At 53.7% G+C, this 26,216-nt stretch carries 29 protein-coding genes; 17 read left to right on the top strand and 12 right to left on the bottom strand.

Going from position 1 to position 26,216, the window contains the following annotated elements:
- The first annotated feature begins 27 nt into the window (after positions 1–27).
- The gene (hslV, locus tag BMY44_RS15070; RefSeq protein ID WP_089996604.1) at positions 28–582 is read left to right on the top strand and encodes an ATP-dependent protease subunit HslV; all 555 of its coding nucleotides are present in this window, start codon (positions 28–30) and stop codon (positions 580–582) included.
- Here hslV and BMY44_RS15065 read toward each other — a convergent pair.
- On the bottom strand, positions 575–940 hold the full coding sequence (locus tag BMY44_RS15065) for a DM13 domain-containing protein (protein ID WP_089996602.1): 366 nt from the start codon (positions 938–940) through the stop codon (positions 575–577). The two genes, hslV and BMY44_RS15065, sit on opposite strands and share 8 nt — an antisense overlap.
- A gap of 79 nt (positions 941–1,019) precedes the next feature.
- Here BMY44_RS15065 and BMY44_RS15060 point away from each other — a divergent pair, with 79 nt between their 5' ends.
- Genes BMY44_RS15060 through BMY44_RS15050 form a run of 3 tightly spaced genes read left to right on the top strand, consistent with a single transcriptional unit; the run spans position 1,020 to position 4,678 of the window.
- A complete protein-coding gene (locus tag BMY44_RS15060; RefSeq protein WP_089996599.1) occupies positions 1,020–2,096 on the top strand; it encodes a hypothetical protein in 1,077 nt (358 codons plus the stop codon).
- Positions 2,093–3,403: an ATP-dependent protease ATPase subunit HslU gene (hslU, locus tag BMY44_RS15055; RefSeq protein ID WP_089996597.1), complete on the top strand. Its 1,311-nt coding sequence runs from the start codon at positions 2,093–2,095 to the stop codon at positions 3,401–3,403. Before BMY44_RS15060 ends, hslU begins: the two co-directional genes overlap by 4 nt.
- Before the next feature lie 39 nt (positions 3,404–3,442).
- On the top strand, positions 3,443–4,678 hold the full coding sequence (locus tag BMY44_RS15050; protein WP_089996594.1) for an MFS transporter: 1,236 nt from the start codon (positions 3,443–3,445) through the stop codon (positions 4,676–4,678).
- Here BMY44_RS15050 and BMY44_RS18500 read toward each other — a convergent pair.
- The 3 genes from BMY44_RS18500 to BMY44_RS15035 form a co-directional block, all read right to left on the bottom strand.
- The gene (locus BMY44_RS18500) at positions 4,661–5,002 is read right to left on the bottom strand and encodes a Smr/MutS family protein (RefSeq protein ID WP_341349663.1); all 342 of its coding nucleotides are present in this window, start codon (positions 5,000–5,002) and stop codon (positions 4,661–4,663) included. The two genes, BMY44_RS15050 and BMY44_RS18500, sit on opposite strands and share 18 nt — an antisense overlap.
- 236 nt (positions 5,003–5,238) lie before the next feature.
- Positions 5,239–6,216 carry a murein transglycosylase A gene (mltA, locus tag BMY44_RS15040; protein ID WP_089997195.1) on the bottom strand — a complete coding sequence of 326 codons (978 nt, stop codon included), beginning with the start codon at positions 6,214–6,216 and terminating at the stop codon, positions 5,239–5,241.
- 53 nt (positions 6,217–6,269) lie between these two features.
- A complete protein-coding gene (locus BMY44_RS15035) occupies positions 6,270–6,932 on the bottom strand; it encodes a Tim44/TimA family putative adaptor protein (protein WP_089996589.1) in 663 nt (220 codons plus the stop codon).
- A gap of 111 nt (positions 6,933–7,043) precedes the next feature.
- On the opposite strand from BMY44_RS15035, the gene BMY44_RS15030 reads away from it, so the two are divergent.
- Both BMY44_RS15030 and secB read left to right on the top strand, forming a co-directional pair.
- A complete protein-coding gene (locus BMY44_RS15030; RefSeq protein WP_089996586.1) occupies positions 7,044–7,523 on the top strand; it encodes an FxsA family protein in 480 nt (159 codons plus the stop codon).
- A 63-nt stretch (positions 7,524–7,586) separates the two neighbouring features.
- On the top strand, positions 7,587–8,093 hold the full coding sequence (gene secB, locus BMY44_RS15025; protein WP_089996584.1) for a protein-export chaperone SecB: 507 nt from the start codon (positions 7,587–7,589) through the stop codon (positions 8,091–8,093).
- On the opposite strand, the gene dnaQ is transcribed toward secB, so the two are convergent.
- Genes dnaQ through BMY44_RS15005 form a run of 4 tightly spaced genes read right to left on the bottom strand, consistent with a single transcriptional unit; the run spans position 8,090 to position 10,788 of the window.
- A complete protein-coding gene (gene dnaQ, locus BMY44_RS15020; protein ID WP_089996581.1) occupies positions 8,090–8,782 on the bottom strand; it encodes a DNA polymerase III subunit epsilon in 693 nt (230 codons plus the stop codon). The genes secB and dnaQ overlap by 4 nt on opposite strands.
- Positions 8,775–9,365, bottom strand: coding sequence for a dephospho-CoA kinase (gene coaE / locus BMY44_RS15015; protein WP_089996578.1), 591 nt, complete (start codon positions 9,363–9,365; stop codon positions 8,775–8,777). The genes dnaQ and coaE overlap by 8 nt, the downstream gene beginning before the upstream one ends.
- Positions 9,362–10,192, bottom strand: coding sequence for a shikimate dehydrogenase (locus BMY44_RS15010; protein WP_089996574.1), 831 nt, complete (start codon positions 10,190–10,192; stop codon positions 9,362–9,364). The genes coaE and BMY44_RS15010 overlap by 4 nt, the downstream gene beginning before the upstream one ends.
- Complete coding sequence (locus tag BMY44_RS15005) at positions 10,189–10,788, bottom strand: Maf family protein (RefSeq protein ID WP_089996573.1); 600 nt, start codon at positions 10,786–10,788, stop codon at positions 10,189–10,191. The genes BMY44_RS15010 and BMY44_RS15005 overlap by 4 nt, the downstream gene beginning before the upstream one ends.
- A gap of 401 nt (positions 10,789–11,189) precedes the next feature.
- Between BMY44_RS15005 and hemJ the strand changes: the two genes are divergently transcribed.
- The 7 genes from hemJ to BMY44_RS14970 all read left to right on the top strand — a co-directional run bounded on the left by hemJ (position 11,190) and on the right by BMY44_RS14970 (position 18,521).
- The gene (gene hemJ / locus BMY44_RS15000) at positions 11,190–11,636 is read left to right on the top strand and encodes a protoporphyrinogen oxidase HemJ (protein ID WP_089996571.1); all 447 of its coding nucleotides are present in this window, start codon (positions 11,190–11,192) and stop codon (positions 11,634–11,636) included.
- 116 nt (positions 11,637–11,752) lie between these two features.
- Positions 11,753–13,027 (top strand): transcription termination factor Rho, encoded by a 1,275-nt coding sequence (gene rho, locus BMY44_RS14995; protein WP_089996569.1) that lies wholly within the window; start codon positions 11,753–11,755, stop codon positions 13,025–13,027.
- 27 nt (positions 13,028–13,054) lie between these two features.
- Positions 13,055–14,335 carry a tRNA uridine-5-carboxymethylaminomethyl(34) synthesis GTPase MnmE gene (mnmE, locus tag BMY44_RS14990; RefSeq protein ID WP_089996566.1) on the top strand — a complete coding sequence of 427 codons (1,281 nt, stop codon included), beginning with the start codon at positions 13,055–13,057 and terminating at the stop codon, positions 14,333–14,335.
- A 2-nt stretch (positions 14,336–14,337) separates the two neighbouring features.
- Positions 14,338–16,209 carry a tRNA uridine-5-carboxymethylaminomethyl(34) synthesis enzyme MnmG gene (mnmG, locus tag BMY44_RS14985; protein ID WP_207510559.1) on the top strand — a complete coding sequence of 624 codons (1,872 nt, stop codon included), beginning with the start codon at positions 14,338–14,340 and terminating at the stop codon, positions 16,207–16,209.
- Positions 16,209–16,832, top strand: a complete 624-nt coding sequence (gene rsmG, locus BMY44_RS14980) for a 16S rRNA (guanine(527)-N(7))-methyltransferase RsmG (protein ID WP_089996563.1) — start codon at positions 16,209–16,211, stop codon at positions 16,830–16,832. Before mnmG ends, rsmG begins: the two co-directional genes overlap by 1 nt.
- Positions 16,819–17,640, top strand: coding sequence for a ParA family protein (locus tag BMY44_RS14975; RefSeq protein WP_423219755.1), 822 nt, complete (start codon positions 16,819–16,821; stop codon positions 17,638–17,640). Before rsmG ends, BMY44_RS14975 begins: the two co-directional genes overlap by 14 nt.
- Positions 17,640–18,521, top strand: coding sequence for a ParB/RepB/Spo0J family partition protein (locus BMY44_RS14970; RefSeq protein WP_089996558.1), 882 nt, complete (start codon positions 17,640–17,642; stop codon positions 18,519–18,521). The genes BMY44_RS14975 and BMY44_RS14970 overlap by 1 nt, the downstream gene beginning before the upstream one ends.
- Here the strand turns inward: BMY44_RS14970 and hemW are convergent.
- The 3 genes from hemW to rph are packed head-to-tail and all read right to left on the bottom strand — an operon-like array spanning position 18,518 to position 20,983.
- Complete coding sequence (hemW, locus tag BMY44_RS14965; protein WP_089996556.1) at positions 18,518–19,675, bottom strand: radical SAM family heme chaperone HemW; 1,158 nt, start codon at positions 19,673–19,675, stop codon at positions 18,518–18,520. The genes BMY44_RS14970 and hemW overlap by 4 nt on opposite strands.
- Positions 19,668–20,276, bottom strand: coding sequence for an RdgB/HAM1 family non-canonical purine NTP pyrophosphatase (gene rdgB, locus BMY44_RS14960; protein ID WP_089996554.1), 609 nt, complete (start codon positions 20,274–20,276; stop codon positions 19,668–19,670). The genes hemW and rdgB overlap by 8 nt, the downstream gene beginning before the upstream one ends.
- Complete coding sequence (rph, locus tag BMY44_RS14955) at positions 20,276–20,983, bottom strand: ribonuclease PH (RefSeq protein WP_089996551.1); 708 nt, start codon at positions 20,981–20,983, stop codon at positions 20,276–20,278. The genes rdgB and rph overlap by 1 nt, the downstream gene beginning before the upstream one ends.
- A 121-nt stretch (positions 20,984–21,104) precedes the next feature.
- Between rph and hrcA the strand changes: the two genes are divergently transcribed.
- The 3 genes from hrcA (at position 21,105) to fnrL (ending at position 23,583) form a co-directional block, all read left to right on the top strand.
- Positions 21,105–22,169 carry a heat-inducible transcriptional repressor HrcA gene (gene hrcA, locus BMY44_RS14950; protein ID WP_089996547.1) on the top strand — a complete coding sequence of 355 codons (1,065 nt, stop codon included), beginning with the start codon at positions 21,105–21,107 and terminating at the stop codon, positions 22,167–22,169.
- Between the two features lie 16 nt (positions 22,170–22,185).
- Positions 22,186–22,737: a nucleotide exchange factor GrpE gene (locus BMY44_RS14945; protein WP_089996544.1), complete on the top strand. Its 552-nt coding sequence runs from the start codon at positions 22,186–22,188 to the stop codon at positions 22,735–22,737.
- 105 nt (positions 22,738–22,842) lie between these two features.
- Complete coding sequence (gene fnrL / locus BMY44_RS14940; RefSeq protein WP_207510557.1) at positions 22,843–23,583, top strand: transcriptional regulator FnrL; 741 nt, start codon at positions 22,843–22,845, stop codon at positions 23,581–23,583.
- Here the strand turns inward: fnrL and BMY44_RS14935 are convergent, their stop codons facing one another.
- Positions 23,584–24,423, bottom strand: a complete 840-nt coding sequence (locus BMY44_RS14935) for a universal stress protein (RefSeq protein ID WP_089996538.1) — start codon at positions 24,421–24,423, stop codon at positions 23,584–23,586. It lies immediately after the preceding gene.
- 193 nt (positions 24,424–24,616) lie between these two features.
- On the opposite strand from BMY44_RS14935, the gene ccoN reads away from it, so the two are divergent.
- A complete protein-coding gene (gene ccoN / locus BMY44_RS14930) occupies positions 24,617–26,212 on the top strand; it encodes a cytochrome-c oxidase, cbb3-type subunit I (RefSeq protein ID WP_089996535.1) in 1,596 nt (531 codons plus the stop codon).
- Positions 26,213–26,216 lie beyond the last annotated feature (4 nt).

Below are 26,216 nucleotides of genomic sequence, written 5' to 3'. Positions count from 1 at the left end.
TAGACCCTAAGCAGAAGGACAGCAGATATGGCAAAAGAAGAGTTTCCAGGCTGGCACGGCACCACGATCATCGGTGTACGCAAAGGTGGTGAGGTCGTAATCGCCGGCGACGGACAGGTCAGTGTCGGGCAAACCGTCATGAAGGGCACCGCAAAAAAGGTGCGACGCCTGTCCCCTGGTGGGAATGATGTCGTCTGTGGCTTCGCCGGATCAACTGCTGATGCCTTCACGCTGCTTGAACGCCTTGAAAAAAAGCTGGAGGCGACGCCCGGTCAGCTTGCCCGCGCCTCTGTTGAACTCGCCAAAGACTGGCGCACGGACAAGTATCTGCAAAAACTGGAAGCGATGTTGATCGTCAGCGACGGCAAAGATCTCTTTGTCATCACTGGCGCGGGCGATGTATTGGAACCCGAACACGATATCACCGCGATCGGATCTGGCGGTAATTTTGCACTGGCTGCTGGCCGCGCTCTAATGGACAGCGACCTGAAGGCCGAAGAGATTGCCCGCCGCGCGATGGCGATTGCAGCGGACATCTGTGTTTATACGAATGGTAAACTGACAGTTGAAACGATCAGCTAACAGACGCGACACCCAGTGGGACGTTGAAGCGTTCACACCAAATCCAGACTTCGTTGTAGTCGTCGGGATTGATGCCTGCGGGCAGCGCATATTTGGACGCGCCGGTGTTGCTTTGCAGCGGGCCCATCAACGTCGACGGATCGTAAGTGCCGTCCTTGCCCAGCGCGACCTTGGGGTCGGGCGCACCGTCAAAGGTGAAATCATCAAGAAGCTGGACACCGTCAGACGCAAGTTCGGCAGTGCCGGTTGTGACGTGGTTGCTCAGCCCGCGAAAATTGCCAAGGCGCCCATGTCCACCCGCAAAGGCTGGTGCGGCGGTGACGGCAAGGCCAGTGATCAGAAAATGGCGGCGGTTCATGGGTCTCTCCAAATTAGCGATGGGTCGACGCTAGCGTCGCTTAGCAACCAAAGATACGCTACCCACGCGCTTGTGAACCATGATTGAACGCGATGATCTGAAAGCTGGGATCAGCGCCGGTATCCTGACAGAGGCCCAGGCTGCATCCTTGACGAGTTTGGCCGACAGCAGACGCGGCGCGCGCGAAAACCTCTTGCCGGGCGATGAACCGTTCGAGTTGTTCAAAGGGTTCAACGAGATTTTTATCGTTATTGGTCTGGTCATTCTTGCAACTGGTTGGTCAAGCGTGAGCGCTATATGGTATTCGCAGCAGATCACAAACCCGCAGCAGTTCGCCATTGGATTTGGTCTGATCGGCATCGCCGTGCTTTGGTTGTTATCCGAGTATTTTATCCATCGCCGCCGCATGGTCGCCCCTGCCATTGCATTGTCGGTTCTTTTTGCGATGAACGCAGCATTTAGCCTGACAGCGTATTTCGCCCAGCCGTTCATGGTTGCGCAGGAAGACTACAGTAGCTTGCCTTTGCCCTTTGCTATCGGAACGTTCGCGCTTTTCCTGTTCTGGTTCCGCTTTCGCGTGCCGTTTGCGCTGGCCATGATAGCGGTCGGGCTTTTCATCGTCGCGATCCTTATGGCGGCGACGTCCAGCGGCACCCCCCAGAGCCCGACTGATCTGTTTTTGCTTTCCGCTGACGGGCCTTTTGCGTTGATCACGCTGTTGCTTGGTTTCGGCGTTTTTGCGGTCGCATTGATTTTCGATATGAGCGATCCGCATCGTGTGACACGCCGCGCGGCCAACGGGTTCTGGCTTCATGTCGTTGCCGCACCGGCGCTGGTCAATACGCTGGCCCTGACGCTTCTGGAGTCTGAAAGTGCGTTGGCCAATCCGCTATTGCTTTTTATCCTGACGATATTTGCACTGATCGCGATCGTCATTGATCGTCGCTCCTTCCTGATTGCAGCGATCGGTTATATCGTTGCGCTCTCCATGACCGTACTTGACGGCGAAGGCGCTGCCGCCACGATCCTGATACTTGGCATTGTACTGCTTCTTCTTGGTGCGTTCTGGGAAAGAATCCGGGCTGTGATACTGTCTGCCCTTCCCTTTCTGCCGTTGCACCGGCTTCCCCCTTCAAATCGAGTAGTGAAAACATGACAGACCTGACCCCGCGCGAAATTGTTTCGGAACTTGACCGGTTCATCATCGGCCAGAAAGACGCAAAACGGGCCGTTGCAGTCGCACTGCGTAATCGCTGGCGGCGCAAGCAGCTTGGTGATGACCTGCGTGATGAGGTGTATCCTAAGAACATTCTGATGATCGGGCCGACCGGTGTCGGCAAGACCGAGATCTCGCGCCGTCTGGCGAAGCTGGCCCGTGCGCCGTTCATCAAGGTCGAAGCGACAAAATTTACCGAGGTGGGCTATGTGGGGCGCGACGTTGAACAGATTATCCGCGATCTGATCGAAGCTGCGATCAACGAAACGCGCGAATACATGCGCGAGGATGTCAGGGCAAAGGCGCTGCAAGCTGCCGAAGATCGTGTGATCACGGCGGTTGCCGGAACCGACGCGCGCGACAGCACGCGCGAGATGTTTCGCAAGAAGTTAAGTGCGGGCGACCTTGACGACACGATCATCGAGCTCGAACTGACTGATAATGCCAATCCGCTGGGCGGCTTTGAGATTCCGGGTCAACCCGCTGGTGGGATGGGTGGCATGATGAATCTTGGCGACCTATTCGGCAAAGCGATGGGCGGTCGCAAGATCAAGAAGCGCATGACTGTTGCAGAAAGCTATGAAGCGCTTTTGGCGGATGAAGCCGACAAACTGCTAGACGATGAAACCGTGACGAAGGCTGCGCTGGAATCCGTCGAGCAGAATGGCATCGTTTTTCTTGACGAGATCGACAAAGTCTGCGCCCGTGCGGATGCACGTGGTGCTGATGTTTCTCGTGAGGGAGTGCAGCGCGATTTGCTGCCACTGATTGAAGGTACGACCGTGTCGACCAAATACGGGCCTATCAAGACCGATCATATTCTCTTTATCGCGTCAGGCGCTTTCCACGTCGCTAAACCCTCCGATCTGCTTCCCGAACTGCAGGGTCGTCTGCCGATCCGCGTGGAATTGCGGGCCCTGACGGAAGAGGACTTCGTTCGCATTTTGACCGAAACGGATAACGCGCTGACGCTGCAATATTCGGCATTGATGAAAACCGAAGACGTAACAGTGACTTTCGCTGAAGACGGTATCGCGGCCCTTGCCAAGATCGCGGCCGAAGTAAACGAAAGCATCGAGAATATTGGTGCGCGGCGCCTCTACACTGTCATTGAACGGGTGTTCGAAGATCTTTCGTTTAATGCGCCCGATCGAGCGGGCGACAAGATCGAAGTCGATGCGGCATTTGTCGAAGAACACCTTGGCGAGCTTTCGCGCAGCACGGACATCAGCCGTTACGTGCTTTAGGGCTTTTCCAGTTGGCAAAAGCCCTCCATCAAGGGCGGCATGACAGCGCAAACGGGATACATCGCCTTTATCCGAAGCAACGCGCCCTTCCTTGCGGTCGGCGTGTTGCTGTCGTTTCTGTCAAGTTTCGGACAGACGTTCTTTATCTCGATCTTTGGCGGAGAAATCAGAGAAGAATTCGGTCTGACCAACGGTGAATGGGGGCTGGTCTATATGGTCGGCACGTCTGCCTCTGCCGCTGTGATGGTATTTGCCGGCGTGCTTGCAGACCGCTTCCGCGTACGGACATTGGGCATTACAGTCGTGCTTTTGCTTGGCTTTTCCTGCGTATTGATGGCGTGGAACACGGCTGCGGGCCTTTTGCCGTTTGTAATTTTTGCGCTTCGCTTTACCGGTCAAGGCATGACTAGCCATGTCGCGGTTGTCGCAATGGCGCGCTGGTTCATCGCGACGCGCGGCAAAGCGCTTGCCGTTGCCGGGCTTGGTTTCATGTTCGGAGAGGCATCGCTGCCCCTGACGATGGTCTGGCTGAAATCCATGATCGAATGGCGCACGCTTTGGGTGGTCTTTGGGATAATTTGCGTTGGATCAACATTGGTTCTGTTCCGTTTGCTGAAACTGGAACGAACACCGCAGGCGGAAGCCGAAATTGAACAATCCGAAGGAATGGGCGGCAGGCATTGGACTCGTATGGAAGCGCTTCGCAATCCCATCTTCTGGGCGATGGCGCCTGCGGTCATGTCTTTTTCCGGTTTCGGTACAGCCTTCTGGTTTCATCAGGTTCATTTCGCCGAGATCAAAGGTTGGGATCATCTGGCATTGGTTGCGGTCTTTCCGCTTGGCACGCTCACCCTTGCCGTTTCTACAATCGTTTTTGGCTGGGCAATCGATCGGGTCGGTGCTGTGCGGCTTTTGCCGATCTACCTGATCCCTTATGTCGCCGCGTTTGTTCTGCATTGGTGGTCTGGTTCGCTTTTTACCACAGCCATCGCTGTCATCCTGATGGGGCTTGCCGGCGGCGGGCAGTCAACATTGCTGAATGCGTGTTGGGCGGAATTCTACGGCACACGGCATCTTGGAGCGATCAAGGCCGCTGTCGCTGCACTGATGGTGCTCGGGTCAGCCGTCGGGCCGGGCTTAAGCGGCATTCTGATCGATTTCGGCATTGGGTTTGAAATTCAAATGCTGGGCTATGCATTGATTTTCGCTAGCGCAGGTCTGCTCTTGCTTTATCCGCAAGCTGTTTGGAAACGCGCGTTAGTTCCTGCGGCGTAGATAGATATAATAGGCCCCTTCCCCGCCATGACGGATATGGGCTGGCGTTACTTGCAAAACGACCGAAGTCAGTGGCGGCAAGGACAACCACTGCGGCACCTGCGTGCGTAGTAGACCCCGCATCGCAGGCATCGGACCAGTATCGTGACGCGCCCTGCCCTTGCCAGTGATTACAAGCACAAGCCGTTTTCCTGCAGCATGTGATCCCAAGATGAAGGAAATAAGCTCTGGATGGGCTTGGGCCAGCGTCATTCCGTGAAGATCGATGCGCCGTTCAGGCTTCAACTTGCCTTTTTTCATCTTGCCGAAAGACTTGTTGTCCATCTGGACAGGCGCAGTGCGAAGCTGCAAAGCCGTACTCGTCGGTCGGGGTTTGACGTTCTCGCGAACCGCTTTTTCACCAACAGTGAAAGAGCGGATTTTCTGGGGCCCGAGCGCTTCTTTGGGCTTCTGGATCGGATTTGGTTGCGTCGGAGGTCGCATTGGATGCAGAGGCGCGGTTCTTTCCGCAACCTTGTCCCATAACGCCCTCTCGACGGGAGAGAGATGACGGGGCTTTTTCATTCGAAGCCTTGTTCCGTTTTGGCCAAGGCGTAGTCGACGGGCATCAGAACAACCATTCGTCCGCCATCCTTGATTTGGCCTGCCTCCAGCCCAGCTTTGGTACCCGTCCCGTAAAAGATGTCCGCGCGCTGGGCACCTTTGATCGCCGAGCCTGTATCTTGCGCGATCATTAATCTGTTCAGCGGTGACTCACCTTCTTTTTCGATCCAAACGGGTGCGCCCAAGAGTGTGATGCTGGGATCGACCGCAATCGAGCGCATCGCCGTAATCGAGCGATTCATGGCACCCAGCGGGCCCAGTTCAGCTGGTACTTCGCTCACTTCTCGAAAAAAGACATAGCTTTCGTTGGTCCAGAGCAATTCTTGCCCTTCATCAGGGTTATCGCGCACCCAGTTGCGGATCACTTCTGCCGAGACCTGATGCGGCTGATAGACACCGCGGGATACAAGAGTCTGACCCAGCGATGAGTAATCACGTCCGTTCTTTCCGCCATAACCGACGCGTATGACGCCGCCGTCGGGAAGTTTGATCCGCCCCGATCCCTGCACTTGCAGAAAGAAGAGGTCGACCGGGTCGGACAGCCAAGCAATTTCAAGGGCTTTGTCCTTCAGCGCGTCTGACTCGTCAATTTCGCGGCGTGACAGGTAAGTCTGACCTTCGACAAGATCAGGCGGGACGCGGTAAAGAGGAAAGCGGAATTCATCGGTCGGTGCGAGCGAGCCTGAAATTTCCGGTTCGTAGTATCCAGTGAAAAGCATTGGGTCGCCGTCTTCGATCAAGACCGGCTGAAAGAATGTCTCGAAGAAATCCCTCGCTGGCGGAGCGTCTTTCGCGAAGGCGCAGAGCCTTTCGAATTCGTACCTTGGGATATCGCCGCAAGTCTGGGCAAAAACCGAGAGTGCTGCGTCATGATCGTCTTGGGCCCAACCATTCAGATCAGCGTAGTCAAGCAACGTATATGTCGTTTCCGCCATAACAGGCCCCGAAAGCAAAAGCGCCAGACACAGAGGCCCGGCGCTTTCTTGAATCATTCGCCCGTTGCGACAAGAATCCAGTTTGGATCATCGGTACCCATGGTGCGGGCGAAGGTCCAAACGTCTTTTTGTCGCTTGATTTCGTTGGCATTCCCCTCGATGACATCGCCGCCAGCATCGCGGACCTGATAGGTCAGCTCACCTTTGAAGCGCACGGTCAGTTCAGCCTCGCCCGTGTCTTCGTCGAATTCTGCGCGAGTCAGGGCGAGATCACCCAAGCCGACGAATGTTGCTTCGATCGTCAGGCCCTTTGCCTGACGTTCTGCAACCACGGTTTCGAAGGCTTCATAGACGTCATCGGACAAGAACGACTTGATCGAAGCAAGATCGCCACGTTCGAAGGCCATCAGAATCATTTCGTAGGCCCCGCGGGCACCGGACAGGAATTCGCCCACGTTGAACGACGGATCAATCCGCTTCATTGCAGCAAGATGGATAGCTGAGTCGCTGCCTTCGGGCACATGATCCACGATATCGCGGTCCGGGCCACCATCGATGACCTCGAAATCCGCACGACCGGTCGATGCACGACGGCTGCTTTGCTTGACTGGCGGCTTTTCAAAGCCTTCCCGCGTCCCAAGAACGCCGCGCAAACGCAAAATCAGAAATACTGCAATCGCGGCAAGTACCAGCAGCTGCAAAATGGGAGAGTTCATTTGGACCTCTTTTCGGGGGTGGCATGGAAACGGCTCATGACCGACCTTATGTAGGTCACGTAAGGGGCCGAGTCCACCTTGGCCCACGCTTTGTTGAGAAAGGAATAGCCGATGTGGCTCCTTATTGCGTTCATCGCCGTCCCGTTGATCGAGATTGCCCTGTTCATTCAGGTTGGTGGATGGCTTGGACTTTGGCCAACACTGCTGATCGTTGTCGTGACCGCGATCATCGGCTCCGCCCTTGTCAGAAGCCAGGGGGCCCGGGAAATGCAGAACCTGCGGTCGTCTTTTTCAGATATGCGTGACCCGAGTGAGCCGCTTGCGAATGGTGCCATGATCCTGTTCTCGGGCGCATTGTTGCTGACGCCCGGGTTTTTTACAGACTTTGTGGGTTTTGCGCTTCTCGTACCGCCAGTGAGAGCGGCTGTGTTTCAGTGGGCGAAAAAGCGGGCCAACATTCAGACATTCGAGATGGGAACGGGCCGTGCGCGCCACCCACATGATCGGGACCGGGTTATTGACGGTGAATTCGAAGAGATCCGTACGACGCATGATGCCCCCAAGGGTCCGTCCGGTTGGACCAAGCACTGAGGTTGAGCCTCTCTGCGGCGCCTGATAAGCATGCGCGACCCCATTACTCAGGAATTATTCCATATGTCCGATATCCCCGAAACAGGCACGGCTGACGCAGCAGCCGCACCAAAAGTCACCAGCCGCGTCATGGCGCAATACGTCCGCGATTTGTCTTTCGAGAACATCCTTGCCCAGAAGGGCGTTTCTGGCGACGCACAGCCTGAAATTTCCGTCCAGGTGAACCTTGATGCACGCAAGCGTGGTGCCGAAAACCAGTATGAGGTGATCACGAAGTTGAACATCACCAGCAAGACCAAGGAGAAAGGCGACCCGCTTTTCTTGTTGGAAATTGACTACGCGGGGATTTTCCACGTTGAAGGCATCCCGGAAGAACAAATGCACCCGTACCTATTGATCGAGTGCCCCAGAATTACATTTCCGTTCCTGCGCCGTATCGTCAGTGACGTTACTCGCGACGGTGGGTTCCCGCCTTTGAACCTTGAAACAATTGATTTTCTGCAACTTTATCGCTCCGAGCTTGCTCGCCGTGCGGAAGCAGAGAAAGACAAGAAGCAGCCAGTCAACTAGCCGAGCTTTTTCCAGACAGAGCCGTCGCCCAGCGTTTCGACAAACGCAGTATGGGCGGCGGCTTCTTCGGCTGTGACCCTTGCCGCAAGCGGATTCGGGCGCGGCTGCGGACGCCAGTTGTCATTGAGGTTCGCTGAATCTTTGGATTGCGTCTGACCCGATAAAGCGAAGTCCGGTTGTCGGCCACCGATCAGCTCCAGATAGACTTCCGCCAAAATCTCGCTGTCGAGCAAGGCCCCGTGCAGTGTTCTTGACGAATTATCAATATTGAAACGACGGCAAAGCGCATCAAGCGATGCGGGTGATCCGGGAAACCGGCGGCGCGCAATCGCAAGCGTGTCGATAGCTTGATCCATTGGTAAAAGCTGCCGGTCGAGCCACCCAAGTTCAGCATTCAGAAACTTCATGTCGAACGCCGCGTTGTGGATAACGAGTTTGTCGTTACCAATGAAGTCGACGAATGCTTGTGCGATGTCTTTGAAGACCGGTTTGTTCGCGAGGAAATCGTCACCGAGGCCGTGAACCGCAAACGCATCTGCGGGCATGGCGCGTTGAGGGTTAATATATTGATGATAGGTGCGCCCGGTCGGCACGTGTCCAATCAGTTCAACTGCGCCGATTTCAACAATACGGTCACCTTCTGACGGTTCAAAGCCGGTGGTTTCGGTATCAAGTACGATTTCACGCATCTGGCAGTTTTCCCCGTATATCCGCGATTACATTTTGGACCTCTTTGCGTGTTTGATCCAGCGAGATGGTTTCGATGATATAATCAGCGCGCACACGTTTTTCGCTATCGGGCATCTGGCGCGACAGGATCAGCTCGAACTGGTCCTCCGTCATGCCTGGGCGATCAAGAACGCGCTGACGCTGAACATCTTGTGGCGAAGTCACAACAAGAACAGCGTCGAGCCAGACGTCTGCTCTTGTTTCAAACAGAAGTGGAATGTCAAAAAGAATAAGGCCGGACTGTTCCGCGCGAAAGGCTTCACGATCTGCCTTCACAAGCGGATGCACGATCTCTTCAAGTTTGCGCAGAATGTCTGGATCAGATGCGATTGCTTCTTTCAGCTTGGACCGCGAAACCGCACCGTCCTGAATCGCTGCCGGAATGAGCTTCGCGACTGGTGTGACCGCTGCTCCACCCGCAGCATACAGGCGATGCACGGTTTCGTCTGCGTCCCAAACAGGGATTCCTTCGTCGGCAAACATGCGAGCCGTCGTTGTTTTGCCCATGCCGATAGATCCGGTCAGACCCAACGCGAACGTCATCCCAATACAGCCTTGCGCAATTCATCATCCACAACTGGACGGTGGCCGAACCATCTTTCAAATCCAGGGACGCCCTGATGAAGCAACATGCCTAGTCCATCTACGGTGATACACCCTTTTTCTGCAGCGGATTGCAGTAATTGCGTACGCAGCGGCGCATATACAATATCTGTCACCACGGCATCGGACCGGAGCCCATCCAATGGAACGCGCAATTCGGGCTGGCCTGCCATGCCCAATGATGTCGTGTTCACCACGGTTGTAGCCTCTTCAAGCATATTGCCGGCCTGGACCCAGTCGACAACCTGAATGCGCGGTCCAAATTCGGCGCGAAGAGCCTCTGCCTTGGGACGCGTGCGGTTCGAGAGCAGGATTTCATCAACGCCTTCCTGCGCAAGCGCGACGATGATCGCTCTTGCAGCGCCGCCCGCGCCGAATACCGCAGTCGGACCTGCTTTCGGATCCCAATCGGGCGCACCCTGCTTCAGATTCGATATGAAACCGTAACCGTCTGTGTTGTCGGCATGGATCGTCCCGTCTTCACGAAAAATCAGCGTATTCGCAGCACCGATCAGAATGGCACGATCCGTGACTCGATCTGCGATCGACAAAACCGAAACCTTGTGCGGCAAAGTGACGTTCGCACCCACAAAACCCATTTTCGGCAGCGTGCGAAGGACAGTTTCCAGGTCAGCTTCTTCGACTTGCATCGGGACGTAATCGCCCCGGATTCCATACCGAGTGAGCCAATGACGATGGAGGCGTGGCGACTTTGATTGGCCAATCGGATTTCCGATAACGCCAGCAAGAGGGAAAGGTTGGGTCATCCAGGCAATGTCCCGCGAAGAGTCAGATATGACAAGAGTTCAAGAAGGGGGAGGCCCAAGACGGCGAAAAAATCTCCATCAACGCGGGAGAACAGACGTGCGCCTTCGGCTTCGAGTTGGTAGCAGCCGACGCAGTGGCGGATGTCTTCCCAATTTCGGGTGATGTAGTCCTTGATATAAGCATCACTTGCGTCGCGCATATGCATCCGTGCAACGCCGACATGCCGCCAGACTGGTTTACCATCTTCGTAGAGGACCGCCGCTGACAAGAGCTGATGCGTCTGGCCGCGTAGCATGCTGAGTTGATCTCGCGCCTCATCAACATCTGCAGGCTTGGAAAGTATCTGTGACTTGAGAGCGAGCACCTGATCGCAACCCAGGACCAATGAGCCTGGATTTTTCGCGGAAATGCGCTGGGCTTTGACTTCGGCAAGCGTATCCGCGATGTCGCGGGGTGTTGCCCCTTCTGCAACCAACGACTCGCGCATTTGATCTTCGTCGACCTTTGGAACCAAAACGTCGAAAGGGACCCCCGCATTGCGCAACAATTCGGCGCGGATTGTCGAGCTGGAGGCAAGAATGAGAGATTCTGTCATGTGGACAACTGCATGGACAAGGTCGGTATCTGCATGTGTCTGACATGTGGCAAAAGACAGGACATGGTCAAGGGGAGGGATAAGTTGACTGTTTCGACACACCGTCAGAACGATAGTCCACGGTGCATAAGGACGAATCTGATATGTGAATGATTCTGGTATGGCAGATGAGTCAATGTCAGAACGCAGAAATTTAGATACTGATCAAACAATCTAAGTATATGAAAAATATATACTTTTACAATCATGAAGGTGGGAAAAATTCCTGATTTACCTCACAATGGTTGTGGATAACTTCGAGGATAGAATTCTTATCCCCAGATTCGGTGATCCCTAAAACAACTACTTCCTTTCTATATCTTTATATTTAATTAAGGGGTTCCAACCGTAGGAAGATCAATATGACATGGCTCGCTGAATACTATGAATGGATCAAGGCGTTTCATGTGATGTCGGTGATCGCCTGGATGGCTGGGATGTTTTACCTCCCGAGACTGTTTGTTTATCACGCCGAGAAGGCTGAAGTCGGGTCAGAGCTTGATCTGACGTTTCAGACGATGGAACGGAAACTGCTCAAGCTTATCATGAATCCTGCGATGATCAGCACTTGGTTTTTTGGTCTGGTCCTGATCGGACTTGGTATGCTTGATTTTTCGTCGGTCTGGGGTTGGGTGAAAATCGTCGGTGTGGTGGCGATGACAGGGATGCATGGATGGCTGGGTGCCAGACGGAAAGAGTTCGCGTCAGGTCAGAACACGCGAACCGGGAGAACCTATCGGCTGATGAACGAGGTTCCGACCGTGCTGATGTTCTTGATTGTGATCTCAGTCGTTGTGAAGCCGTTCTAGTGTTTGTTGACTCAGAGAGATTTCCATCGTAGACGGTCTTTGCTGTCCGTCCGGACATCAGCATTTTCCATACTCATTCGACAAGAGGCCTCGCGCGCGAGGCGACTGGTATTCTCATGACAACACACCGCCTGAACCTCGCTGACTTGAAGGCGCAGAGCCCGAAAGATCTGCTCTCTCTTGCTGAAGAGTTGGAGATCGAGAACGCGTCAACGATGCGCAAAGGCGACATGATGTTCGCCATCCTCAAGGAACGCGCGGACGAGGAATGGACGATTGGTGGTGATGGCGTTCTCGAAGTGCTGCAGGATGGCTTTGGCTTTCTGCGGTCTCCAGAGGCAAACTATCTTCCAGGCCCGGATGATATCTATGTGTCACCTGAAATGATCCGCAAGCATTCGCTACGGACCGGTGACACTGTCGAAGGTGTCATGAAAGAACCGAACGACAACGAACGGTACTTTGCGCTCATTGCAGTGGAGCGGATTAATTTTGAAGACCCGGAAAAAGCAAAGCACAAGGTCGCGTTCGATAACCTGACCCCGCTTTATCCCGATGAACGTCTGAATATGGAAGTGACGTCGGAGAACAATTCGAAGGACCGATCTGCCCGGATCATCGACTTGGTTGCGCCGATCGGCAAAGGCCAGCGTTCCTTGATCGTGGCCCCACCGCGGACGGGTAAGACAGTCCTTCTGCAGAATATCGCAAATTCGATCGAGAAGAACCATCCGGAATGTTATCTGATCGTACTGCTGATCGACGAACGTCCAGAAGAAGTGACCGACATGCAGCGGTCTGTGAAGGGCGAGGTTGTATCTTCCACGTTTGATGAACCCGCGTCGCGCCACGTTGCCGTTTCAGAGATGGTAATCGAAAAAGCGAAACGTCTTGTAGAGCATAAGCGGGACGTTGTTATTCTTCTCGATTCGATTACGCGACTGGGCCGGGCCTTTAACACAACCGTTCCATCATCCGGCAAGGTTCTGACAGGTGGTGTTGACGCCAACGCGTTGCAGCGCCCCAAGCGCTTCTTTGGTGCTGCACGGAACATCGAGGAAGGCGGTTCGCTGACGATCATCGCTACGGCCCTTATCGATACAGGTTCGCGGATGGACGAAGTCATCTTTGAGGAATTCAAAGGTACCGGTAATTCCGAAATCGTTCTGGATCGCAAGGTTGCTGACAAGCGTGTCTTCCCAGCGATGGACATTCTGAAATCCGGGACGCGGAAAGAAGAGCTTTTGGTGGACAAAGTCGATCTGCAGAAGACGTATGTTTTGCGACGCATTTTGAATCCGATGGGCACGACAGATGCAATCGAGTTCCTGATCGGTAAGTTGAAACAGACGAAGACAAACGAAGACTTCTTTGATTCAATGAACACGTAACTTATTGTTTTAATACAATGGGTTAAGATGAAAGAAACGATTTTTGCATTGGCGACTGCGCCTGGTCGCGCTGGCGTTTCCATAATCCGCATTTCGGGCCATTCAGCCGAAGATGTCGCGCAGCGTCTGTGCGGCACGGTACCGGCTGGTCGCGGTATCCGTCGAATTGTGAATGACAAAGATGATCTGATTGATCAGGCGCTTGTGCTTTATTTTCCGGGCACGTCGAGCTTTACCGGTGAACCGGTTGTAGAACTCCACCTGCATGGAAGTCCGGCGATTGTGGCCGCTGTGCTGGAGGCACTCGGGCGGGACGCTTCAACTCGGCTTGCGGAGGCTGGTGAATTCACGCGACGCGCTTTGGAAAATGGCAAACTGGATCTTGCGCAGGTTGAAGGTCTTGCTGATCTGATCGATGCTGAAACAGAAGCACAGCGTCGACAGGCCATCCGGGTTTTTGATGGCGAACTCGGCCATTTGGCGGATGATTGGCGTAGGGCACTGGTTAGGGCAGCGGCCTTGATTGAAGCCACGATAGATTTTGCCGACGAGGATATTCCGGAGAACGTTTTTCCTGAGGTGCAGGAGCTTTTGGACAAGACCCGCATCGCAATGGAAATACAGATATCGGGTGTTCAGGCGGCCGAGCGGATTCGGGACGGCTTTGAGGTCGCTATTGTCGGCGCGCCGAATACAGGCAAATCTACCTTACTTAACCGGATCGCTGGACGGAAGGCGGCTATTACATCGGCGATTGCCGGGACAACCCGCGATGTGATCGAGGTGCGCATGAACCTTGGCGGTCTCCCAGTAACCTTGCTGGACACGGCTGGCATTCGTGAAACGGAAGATATTGTGGAGGGCATGGGAATTGCCCTGGCGAAAGATCGAGCTCGTGCTGCCGATCTTCGGGTTTTCTTGATTGAAGATGATCAAGATCTCATCGTTCAGAAACAGGTGGATGACATCGTCCTTCAAAGCAAGGCTGATTTGCGGGATAATCCAGAAGATAGCGTATCCGGACTAACGGGTGACGGCGTAGATGACCTTATTAAGCTTATTACCTCTACCTTACAGCAAAGAGCTGCGAGCGCGGGTGTTGCAATGCGGGCGCGGCATCGTTCTGCTATGCGTTCGGCAGTAGATCTAATTGAGCGCGTCGATGGCATGATTCAGGCAGAGGCCGGCCTTGATTTGATCGCTGATGATTTACGCGCTGCGATCCGTGCAGTTGACATGATCGTTGGGCGTGTTGATGTAGAAGATCTGCTGGACGAAATATTTGCGAGCTTTTGCATTGGAAAGTGAGGATGTTTCACGTGAAACATTTTGATGTCATTGTTGTGGGTGGTGGACATGCTGGAACTGAGGCTGCCCATACCGCTGCCCGTGTCGGGGCGCAGACAGCCCTTGTAACGCTGACTGCATCAAGCATCGGTACGCTGTCGTGTAATCCTGCGATTGGTGGCTTAGGCAAAGGGCATCTTGTCAGAGAAATTGACGCACTTGACGGCGTAATGGGTTTGGCGGCGGACGCGTCAGGAATCCAATTCCGCCTTTTGAATCGTAAGAAGGGCCCGGCCGTCCAAGGACCACGCGCGCAAGTTGATCGGCAACTCTACCGTAAGTTTGCGCAGTCTATAACCTTGTCGCAAGAAAACCTCGATGTGGTACTTGGCGAAGCTGTCGACCTGATTGTGGAGGCTAAACAGTGCGTCGGGGTTCGGCTTGCAGACGAAAGTGAATTGCGTGCAAGTGCTGTTATCCTGACAACAGGAACATTTCTGCGTGGTGTCATTCATATTGGTGATGTTTCCCGCCCTGGTGGGAGGATGGGCGACAGACCATCAATCAAGATGGCGGAACGTCTCGATAGCTTTGGCTTGCCCCTTGGGCGTTTGAAAACAGGCACGCCACCTCGTCTTGATCGAGCGTCGATCAATTGGGAAGGGCTTGAAATGCAGTCCGGCGATGATGATCCAAGTCTGTTTAGCGCATTGTCTAAAAGGCCGTCGGCTGATCAGATTTCTTGCGGAATTACACATACGAATGCGCAAACGCATGCGATTATCGAGAAGAATCTCAGACGTTCTGCCATGTATGGTGGACATATCGGGGGTGTTGGACCGAGGTACTGCCCATCAATTGAGGACAAGGTTGTAAGATTTGCTGATAAGAAGTCTCATCAGGTTTTTCTTGAACCAGAAGGCCTGAGCGACGAAACGATCTATCCAAACGGTATTTCTACGTCTTTACCGGTGGAGGTCCAAGAAGATTACGTTCGCACGATTCGTGGTTTGGAACATGCAGTAATTTTGCAGCCTGGCTACGCTATTGAGTATGATTACGTCGATCCACGGGCGCTGAAACCAACGCTTGAACTGAAGTCATGTCTGGGGCTTTACCTTGCAGGACAGATCAATGGAACCACGGGCTATGAAGAGGCTGCAGCGCAAGGTCTTGTGGCTGGATTGAACGCCGCGCGTGCTGCAAACGGCGCAGATCCGCATTTATTTAGCCGGCGGACGTCTTATATCGGCGTCATGATTGATGACCTTGTTACGCGTGGTGTCACGGAACCGTACCGCATGTTTACATCTCGTGCTGAGTTCCGGCTTTCGTTGCGGTCTGACAATGCGGACCAACGCCTTACCGGCCTTGGCCGAGAGCTTGGAATTGTTAAGAACAAGCGTTGGGATCACTTTCAAGCTAAAATGGACGACATCGAACGTGGCCGAATGCTCTTTGGAAGCAAAGTGCTGACGGCGCGCCAGATTGCAGGGCTTGGTGTTAAGATCAATCCGGATACACCAAATCGAACTGCAATTGATGCGCTCTCGCTGAATGACTTTTCGATTGAGATGCTGAACACCTTGGTGCCTGAAGCAAACGAAATTCCGTCGGAGACCATGCAGCAAATCAAGTATGACGCGCTCTATGCCCACTATGTCGAACGGCAGGCGAGAGACATTGCTGCATTGGAGAAGGATGAGAAAGTGTTAATACCGGGCGATTTAAACTACGCGGACATCGGTGGGCTTTCTTGTGAGCTGCAGCAGAAGCTTCGGCAGGCGAAACCACACACCATTGCGCACGCTGCAAAAATCGATGGAATGACCCCTGCTGCGCTGCTGGTGTTGTCCGCATGGATCCGACGTAACCAAGGCAAAAAGGCCAGTTGATGCCATTGCCGAATCTGGTTGGATTGAATGTTTCACGTGAAACAATAGAACGTCTAGAAGCTTATGTCGCGCTACTTGTTCAATGGAACAAGCGTATCAATCTGATTTCAAATTCAACAATTGCTGATATTTGGTCTCGTCATATTGAAGATTCCGCGCAGATCATGCGTTATTGCGAGAGCGACCCGCGTCTATGGGTCGACGCCGGATCCGGAGGGGGCCTTCCTGGGATAGTCGTTGCTACAATCCTGAAGGAGCAAGCACCGAAATCGAAAACAATATTGATCGAGAGCGATCAACGTAAATCCGTGTTTCTTCGCACAGTAATCCGACAACTTGACTTAAATGCGCTCGTACGTTCCGACCGGGCCGAAAAGATTGATCCAGTTGGAGCAGACGTGTTCAGCGCCCGTGCGCTCATGTCACTGGATGGCCTGCTTTTTCTTGCACAGCGCCACCTAAACGATGGCGGTAAGATCCTTGTTCTTAAGGGCCGCACCGCGGCGAAAGAAATCAAAGAAGCGCGGGAGCATTGGAACTTTGATGTTGTTGCACACCCCAGTATGACGGATAACGAGGCGAAGATTCTCGAGATCAGGACATTTGAACGTGCCAACCCATAAACCGCGCACAGGTGGTGCCCGCATTATCGCGATTGCCAATCAAAAAGGCGGAGTGGGCAAAACCACCACTACAATCAACCTTGCGGCCGGTCTTGCTGAACTGGGGCAGCGTGTCTTAATTGTCGACCTCGATCCACAGGGTAATGCATCTACAGGTCTTGGAATTGATCAGGACCGCCGGGATATCACGACCTATGATTTGCTGACTGGGGATGCCACACCCGTGCAGGCCACGCAGATGACAGAGTTCGAGAATCTCTTTATCGTTCCTGCCACAACCGACCTGAGTTCCGCTGACATCGAGCTGATTTCAAATGAAAAGCGCAGTTTTCTGTTGCGTGACGCCTTGCGCCAGCTTTCTATGGATTCATTGGAACTTGACTACATATTGATTGATTGCCCTCCCTCGCTCAATATATTGACAGTAAACGCGTTTATTGCAGCGCATTCGATTATTGTCCCATTGCAAAGCGAGTTCTTTGCTTTGGAAGGATTGTCACAACTAATGCTGACGATCCGCGAAGTGCGTGAGACAGCAAACAAGGGGCTGCGTATCGAGGGAATTGTTTTGACCATGTATGATCGTCGCAACAATCTCTCGATCCAAGTCGAAAATGATGCGCGGGAAAATCTGGGCGAGCTGGTGTTCAAGACTGTTATACCGCGCAACGTACGACTGAGTGAGGCACCGTCATTCGCCATGCCGGTTCTGACGTACGATCCCGCTTCGAAAGGCAGTCAAGCCTATCGCAGTCTTGCTGCGGAGGTCATGTCGGTGGAACTCAACCAAGCGAAAAGGACAGGATAATGGCAACGAGCAAGTCGCGCGGTTTGGGCCGTGGTCTTTCAGCGCTGATGGCTGACGTAAACGCGGATGTACCTCAGGACAACGCCACGCCACGCCGTCCTGATGCGAAAATGCCGATTGAGCGTGTCGTCCCGAATCCAGATCAGCCGCGACGCAGTTTTGATCAAGATGCACTTAGCGATTTGGCGGCCTCGATCAGAGAAAAAGGGATCATTCAGCCGATCATTGTACGCGAGGATCCTCGCAATGCGGATCTCTATCAGATCGTGGCTGGGGAACGCCGCTGGCGCGCTGCGCAAATCGCGAACCTCCACGAGGTTCCCGTTCTTATTCGTAGCTTCGATGATACCGAAGTTCTGGAAGTCGCTATCATTGAAAACATTCAGCGCGCCGATCTTAATCCAGTTGATGAGGCCGCAGGCTATCGCCACCTGATGGAACGGTTTGGTCACACGCAGGATCAACTTTCCAAAGTTTTGGGGAAAAGTCGCAGTCACGTTGCTAACCAAATGCGTCTTTTGTCCCTTCCACAGGATGTACTTGATTTCCTGGCGCGTGGTGACCTTTCCGCTGGTCATGCGCGGGCGTTGATCGGGCACGACGATGCTAGCCAACTGGCCCGTCAGGTAATCCAGAAGAACCTTTCGGTCCGCGACACTGAGAAATTGGTAAAGCAAGGTCTTAAGCCGAAAACGTCAAAGCCAGCGGAGAAACAGTCCAAAGATGCGGATACTTTGCAGATTGAGGGCGAGCTTGCCGCACAAATTGGAATGTCTGTGACGATCGACCACAAGCCAAACAGCGAGGGTGGAACGCTGTCCATCCGCTACAAATCGCTTGAACAGCTCGACGATCTTCTGCGCCTGCTTTCGGGGAGCTAATCGTTTAGAAGCTCGCGTAGAACGCCGTTGAGTACGGCTCGTCCCTTGGACGTTACGCGCAAGCGCCCATCCCGACTCGAAAGCAGACCAAGTTCTTCTAAATTATTGATTTTAAATGAAAAATCTTGGTTAGAGAGCGCTTTCAGCCGTGAAAGACTGATCCCTTGCGTTAATCGCAACCCCATCAAAAGAAACTCTGATACGATGTCGTCTTGCGACAGAGCCACGCGCGTTTCCTCACCAATACCCGCACTCTCAACTTGGCGCAGCCATGCTGTTGGTCCCAGTGGGGTTGAGGTTGCCATACGTTCCCCGTCCAGTGTCAAACGTCCGTGCGCGCCCGGGCCAACTCCTGCATAGTCCCCGTATGTCCAATAGATCAGGTTATGTTGGCTCTCTTCCCCGTTTTTGGCGTGATTAGACACTTCATAGGCTGGCATACCGGCGGCTTCGCACATGTCTTGTGTGGCGAGATACAGGTCCGCTCCAACATCCTCATCTGGAAGGCCTTTCAGTTTTCCTGCCGCATAGCGATCTCCGAAAGCGGTCCCATCCTCAATGGTCAGTTGGTAAAGTGACAAGTGATCAGCTGCCATCGCGAGTGCTTCGGACAGTTCTGCTTTCCAATCAGCAAGTGACTGGTCCTGACGTGCATAGATCAAATCAAAGCTAACGCGCTCAAACGTATCTCGCGCGACATCAAATGCCTTTCGTGCTTCTGCGACAGAATGCAGTCGCCCGAGCGCTTTCAGGTCAATGTCATTCAATGCCTGAACGCCAAGTGAAACACGGTTCACACCAGCGTCACGATATCCCCGAAACCGCCCGGCTTCGACTGACGTTGGATTCGCTTCCAATGTGACTTCGAACGAATTCGATGTTCGCCATGTTGCGCGGATTGTTTCCATAACTGCATGGACCAGTTCGGGATCCATCAAACTGGGGGTGCCGCCACCAAAGAACACCGTATTCAGTGTTCGTCCTTTGGTCTCCGATCCAATACGCGAGATTTCTGATTTATAAGCCGCTTGCCACCGGTCCTGATCAATCTGATTAACAACGTGACTGTTGAAATCGCAATAGGGGCACTTGGCCTGACAGAACGGCCAATGGATATAAAGCCCAAACCCACCGTTCTGCCAATCCTTACGCAAAACAGCCCTGTACCAGCTTTGCGAAGGCGTTTCCGCGATGGCTGATCTTGTTTTTCTCCCAGCGATCCATTTCGCCGCAAGTTATATCAAACCCATCGGGTTGGAATATCGGATCATACCCATGACCTTGTGTTCCACGCATCGGCCAAACAACCTGACCTTCCATTCTACCCTCGAACACTTCATCGTGCCCATCAGGCCAGGCCAGCACAAGTGTGGCGCAAAACCGAGCTGTGCGAGGATAGGGTGCGTCAATCGCTTCGAGTTCTTGCCACGTGCGTGTCATTGCCATCTCAAAATCACGTCCATCGGCCGTTTCCGCCCAGTCGGCAGTATAGACACCGGGTGCGCCACCCAACGCATCAACCTCGATCCCGCTGTCATCCGCCAAGGCAGGCAGGCCAGTTGCCCTTGCCGCAGCATGCGCTTTGATCCGCGCGTTTCCAACAAAGGTCGTTTCGGTTTCTTCAGGTTCTGGCAAGTCGTGATCCGCATTCGACGTGAGTTTGATTTGAAAAGACGACAACAAATCAGCGATCTCTTCCAACTTTCCGATGTTATGCGTTGCGACGACAAGCTGATCGCCCGTGAACTTGCGCATCAGGTTACGGCCGCGCGTTGTACTGTGTTCAACTCACCGATGCCTTTCTCGGCAAGGTCGAGCAGTTTGTCCATCTGGGCGCGTGTGAAGGTCGATCCTTCTGCAGACATCTGAATTTCGACCAATTTCCCACCTGTCAGGATGAAATTCCCATCAACACCGGCTTCGCTGTCCTCTGGATAGTCCAGGTCAAGCACCTCTTGGCCCGCATAGATTCCACACGAAATCGCTGCAACAGGGTCGATTAATGGATCGCTGATGATATCCCCAGCCTTCATCAACTGGTTGACTGCCAGTTTCAGAGCGACCCATCCACCTGTAATCGACGCGCAACGCGTTCCACCGTCCGCCTGCAGCACGTCACAATCAACAACGATCTGGCGTTCGCCCATCGCGACACGGTCAACTCCGGCCCGTAGACTGCGACCAATCAGACGCTGGATTTCCTGTGTGCGTCCCGATTGGCCGTTCTTTGCCTCGCGTCGCATGCGGGTATGCGTCGCACGTGGAAGCATTCCGTATTCCGCCGTTACCCATCCAAGACCTGTCCCTTTGAGGAATGGCGGCACCCGATCATCGACGCTGGCAGTGCACAGGACATGGGTATCGCCGCATTTAATCAGGCATGATCCTTCGGCGTGCCGGGTCGTTCCGACTTCGATTGTCACTGAACGCATTTCGTCAGTTTGGCGGCCAGATGGGCGCATTTGTCATCTCCTTCGTGGGTTGAGTTCGAGGCATACGCTGCCCATGTCATAAATCCAACCCTGATTGACCTTTCACCCGTCCTCGCATTTATTGCTGACGCTGTGCCTATGGGTGGTTCGATTGAGCGACACGAAACAAAAACTGGAAGATCTAAACGACCGATCGCGCGAAGTCTTTCGCCGCGTTGTCGAAGGATATCTGGAAACCGGTGATCCCGTCGGTTCGCGTACACTTACCCGGACCCTTTCGGAGCAGGTGAGCGCGGCGACAGTCCGTAACGTTATGCAAGACCTTGAATACCTTGGTTTGCTGGATAGCCCGCATGTCAGTGCCGGACGGATCCCGACACAGCTTGGCTTGCGCATGTTTGTTGACGGTCTTCTGGAGGTCGGTGACCTGAGTGGCGAGGACCGTGATCGTATTGATCAGACGCTTGGTAACAACGAACAGGATGTTGCGACCCTTCTGGACAGGGTCGGTTCGGCCCTGTCGGGTGTGACCAAAGGCGCAAGTCTGGTCCTGACCCCGAAACATGAGGCCGCAATAAAGCATATCGAGTTCGTTTCTCTCTCAGCGGAACGGGCATTGGTCGTTCTGGTTTTTGCCGATGGTCATGTTGAGAACCGTCTCTTTTCGCCACCTGCAGGACAAACGCCGTCCTCAATGCGCGAAGCCGCAAATTTCCTGAACGCGATTGCCGAAGGTCACACACTGTCCGATCTTGGTGCCATTATCGCTCGTGAAATCGCGGCACGCCGGCAAGAAATCGATAAACTTGCCGCCGATCTTGTCGAAAGCGGCTTCGCCCTATGGGAGAACGAAGGCGAATCGAATGAACGCCTCATCGTCAGAGGTCGGGGAAATCTACTGAGCGAACATGGGACTGAGGCTGATTTCGACCGCATCAAGACACTGTTTGACGACCTTGAACGCAAGCGAGACATCGCTCATTTCCTTGATTTGGCCGAAGACGGAGATGGTGTGCGCATTTTTATCGGCTCAGAAAACAAATTGTTCTCTTTATCGGGTTCCTCTCTCGTTGTTTCCCCTTATATGAACGCCGACCGAAAGATTATCGGCGCTGTTGGCGTCATTGGGCCGACCCGGCTGAATTACGGGCGGATTGTGCCTATTGTGAATTACACTGCACAGCGCGTCGGGCGTATGATCGCCGACCGCTCATAAGAAGACCGGAGCTGAAATGTCTGACCACGAAGCTGAACCAATGAGCCTTGATGAACTTGCCGCCGAAGGCGACGCAATGGAGGCAGGTGAGGGCGCGTTCGAAGAAATTGCCGCGCTGCAGGCTGAACGTGATGAATTCAAAGACAAATTTATGCGTGCCCTTGCTGATGCGGAAAACATGCGCAAACGATCCGAACGAGATCGAAAAGAAGCCGAAAACTATGGTGGATCAAAACTCGCGCGGGATATGTTGCCCGTGTACGACAACATGCGTCGCGCGCTTCAGGCTGTGGAAGAATCTGAGAAGCAGGTAAACGCCGCCCTTTTGGAGGGAGTTGAGTTAACCATGCGCGAGCTAATCAGCGTTTTCAAGAAGCACGGAATCGACCCTATTACACCGGAAATAGGCGATAAGTTTGATCCGCAGCTTCATCAGGCGATGTTCGAAGCACCTTTGCCCGGCACGAAGGCAGGTGAAATCATCCAAGTTGCGGCTGAAGGATTCATGTTACATGATCGTTTGCTGCGCCCCGCGCAGGTGGGCGTTTCTTCAACACCTGCCAGCTGATCCGTCAACTTACGTCTGCCAATCCGGCACTGTGGTGATATGTTGCAGCGCAGACGATTGATTCTGCGATCTAATCCCGATTGAGTTAGGGTTATGGAGAGTGCGATGAACATAACCCTGCCAAAAATGAAGAACTGCTCTGATTGTCCAATTCGCTACAATGCCGTTTGTTCGAAGTGCGACGAAGCCGAATTGTCCGAGCTTGAAGAAATCAAATATTACCGGACTTACGATGCTGGTCAGACGATTTTTTTTGCTGGGGATGATCTCGAATTTGTTGGGTCAATCGTGTCCGGCGTCGCCAGCCTGACGCGAACGATGCCGGACGGGCGGGTGCAAATGGTTGGCCTTCTGCTGCCGTCTGATTTTATGGGTCGCCCGAACCGAACAACCATCGAAAGCGATATCGTTGCAGAAACCGATGTGATGTTGTGCTGTTTCCGCCGGCGTCCCTTTGAAAAACTGATTGAATCCACACCACACGTTGGTCAGCGCCTGCTTGAAATGACCCTTGATGAACTGGATGCAGCGCGGGAATGGATGTTGGTTCTTGGCCGCAAAACAGCCCGTGAAAAGATCGCAAGCCTGCTGTCCATGATTGCGATGCGGACTGCTTCCCTTCAGATGCGTAAGCCTACCGAAGGGACAGAGTTCATACTGCCCATCACCCGTGAGGCAATGGGCAACTATCTTGGTTTGACTATCGAAACTGTCAGCCGCCAGATGTCCGCCTTGAAAAAAGACGGTTTGATTTCATTCGATGGTAAACGCCAGATTATCGTCCCTGATCTGGAAGCGTTGCTTGCTGAGACCGGGGACGATTCAGACGGTGGTTTCCTGAATTGATCAGCGCGCCATGAACAACGGCAATGGACAATTCTCGATCAGTTCACGACTTGTACCCCCAAAAACGGCTTCGCGAAGACGTGAATGGCCATAGGCCCCGGTGACGATCATTTCCGCACCGATTTCTTGCGCCTTGCGGATCAGGATCGCGCCAATGTTGGATTCTGTCTTTGCCAGAACGTCAACCTGCGCTTTGACACCGTGACGCACAAGGTATTCCGCGACAAGCCCACCGGGGTCTGACCGGTTCTCGCCATGTTTTGGTGGATCAATAATGCAGATATCTACCTGCCTGGCTTGTTGCAGGAACGGTAGCGCTGCGCGGAGAGCGGACATTGCTTCTGCCCCTTCGTTCCAACCAAGAACAATGCGCCCGCCTGGCTTTGGTCCCGCAACGCTGTCCGGTATGATCAGTGCGGGTCGCTCTGCTTCGAACAGGCAGGCTTCAAGTATTATGGAGTCCTGGCGTGACGTGGCACCGCCGGATGGCTGTGGGAGAACAACCAAGTCCGTAAAGCGAAGGCGTAACGCGAGAAAGCGTTGCAGGGCGGAATTTGGCACGATCGCCGGAAAACAAGTGAACGGGATGATTTCGCCTCTCATCCGGTTTGCCACCCATGCTTCTGCCGCGTCGCGATCTTCCTTCGCATGTTTCGCGTTTTCAGCCATGACGACGGCTTCTGCGCCCGCATAATAGAAATTGGCCTCTGTCCGTTCGAGCCCGAGCGCAAAGAAATCCAGATGTGCACCGGTTCTGTCAGCCAGAGAGATTGCTGCCTCGGCGGCAGTCGTGTTCGCAGAGTCAGCAGTAACGAGTGTCGAAATCACTTTGTATGACATCAGGCGTTCCTTCTTGATGATGCTTTCTCGAACACCCTGCCCCGTATTTCAGGTAACCACATTGATCCCGCTCAAGAAGGTCGTTGCCGTTCATTGATCCAAGTCAAAGACGCCGGAATGCATTGCTGGAAAAAAGGCCCCCATAACACTCCCCGCTATTGGTGGGCGAGTCGACGAATCGAAAGGGAACGCAATGGCGAACTACGTAAAGCTCATCGCACTCGGTTTGATCACGCTGTTTGCGGCACTGGCACTGAGCTGGGGTCGCGATTTGGCATATCAAGTCCATGCTGCGATAATTATGGGCGTTTCGGCCTTCATGTTTATTCGAGTGCTCCGGCAGATCGATGAACCTGTCGCTGCAACGCCGGATGGGTACATGGACGGTGTTATCCGGGCAGGAGTCATTGCGACCGGGTTCTGGGGTGTCGTTGGATTTCTTGCAGGCACTTACATAGCATTTCAACTTGCCTTCCCCCAGCTCAACTTCGATTGGGCGCAGGGTTACGCGAATTTTGGACGACTTCGCCCGCTTCATACTTCGGCGGTAATTTTTGCGTTCGGCGGCAACGCTCTGATTATGTCGTCGTTCTACATCGTGCAGCGTACATGTGGGGCTCGGCTGTGGGGCGGCAACCTCGCATGGTTCGTTTTCTGGGGCTACAACCTGTTCATTGTTCTTGCGGCAACCGGCTATCTTCTGGGTGCGACGCAGTCCAAAGAGTACGCAGAGCCTGAATGGTACGTCGACATCTGGTTGACGATCGTCTGGGTCGCATTCCTGCTCGTTTACCTTGGCACGCTATTTAATCGCAAAGAGAAGCACATATACGTCGCCAACTGGTTTCTGCTCTCTTTCATCATCACGGTGGCAATGTTGCACGTCGTGAATAACCTGTCGGTCCCTGTTTCAATCTGGGGTAGCCGGTCAGTTCAAGTGTTCAGCGGTGTGCAGGATGCGATGACGCAGTGGTGGTATGGTCACAACGCGGTCGGGTTCTTTCTGACGGCCGGCTTTCTTGGAATGATGTACTATTTCGTGCCGAAACAGGCCGGTAGACCCGTATTTTCCTATAAGCTGTCGATCATCCACTTCTGGGCACTGATCTTTCTTTATATCTGGGCTGGTCCACACCACCTGCACTACACGGCGCTGCCTGACTGGGCATCGACCTTGGGCATGGTGTTCTCGATCATTCTTTGGATGCCGTCCTGGGGTGGCATGATCAACGGGCTGATGACCTTGCAGGGTGCATGGGACAAACTGCGCACCGATCCGATCATCCGGATGATGGTGATCAGCCTCGCTTTCTACGGCATGTCGACTTTTGAAGGTCCGATGATGTCGATCCGCGCTGTCAACAGCCTGTCACACTATACGGACTGGACCATCGGCCACGTGCACTCTGGCGCCCTTGGTTGGAACGGTATGATCACCTTCGCTGCGCTTTACTTCCTGACACCGAAACTTTGGGGGCGCGCGCAGATGTATTCGATGTCTGCGATCAACTGGCACTTCTGGTTGGCGACGATCGGTATCATCCTTTACGCGGCCTCAATGTGGGTCACCGGGATCATGGAAGGCCTGATGTGGCGCGAAGTCGACGCACAAGGTTTCCTCGTGAATTCCTTTGTCGACACGGTCGAAGCCAAGTTCCCGATGTATGTGGTTCGCGGTCTGGGCGGGGTCCTTTACCTCACCGGTGCGCTGATCATGGCATGGAATATGATCATGACCATTCGTGGTGCAGAACCGAAACTGGCCGCCGTCGGCGTCCCGGCTGAATAGCAAA

The sequence above is a fragment of the Cognatiyoonia koreensis genome (assembly GCF_900109295.1).
In the GTDB taxonomy this organism is placed as follows: domain Bacteria; phylum Pseudomonadota; class Alphaproteobacteria; order Rhodobacterales; family Rhodobacteraceae; genus Cognatiyoonia; species Cognatiyoonia koreensis.
The sequence above is the reverse complement of the archived record's forward strand: the minus strand, read 5'-3'. Positions and strand labels throughout refer to the sequence as shown.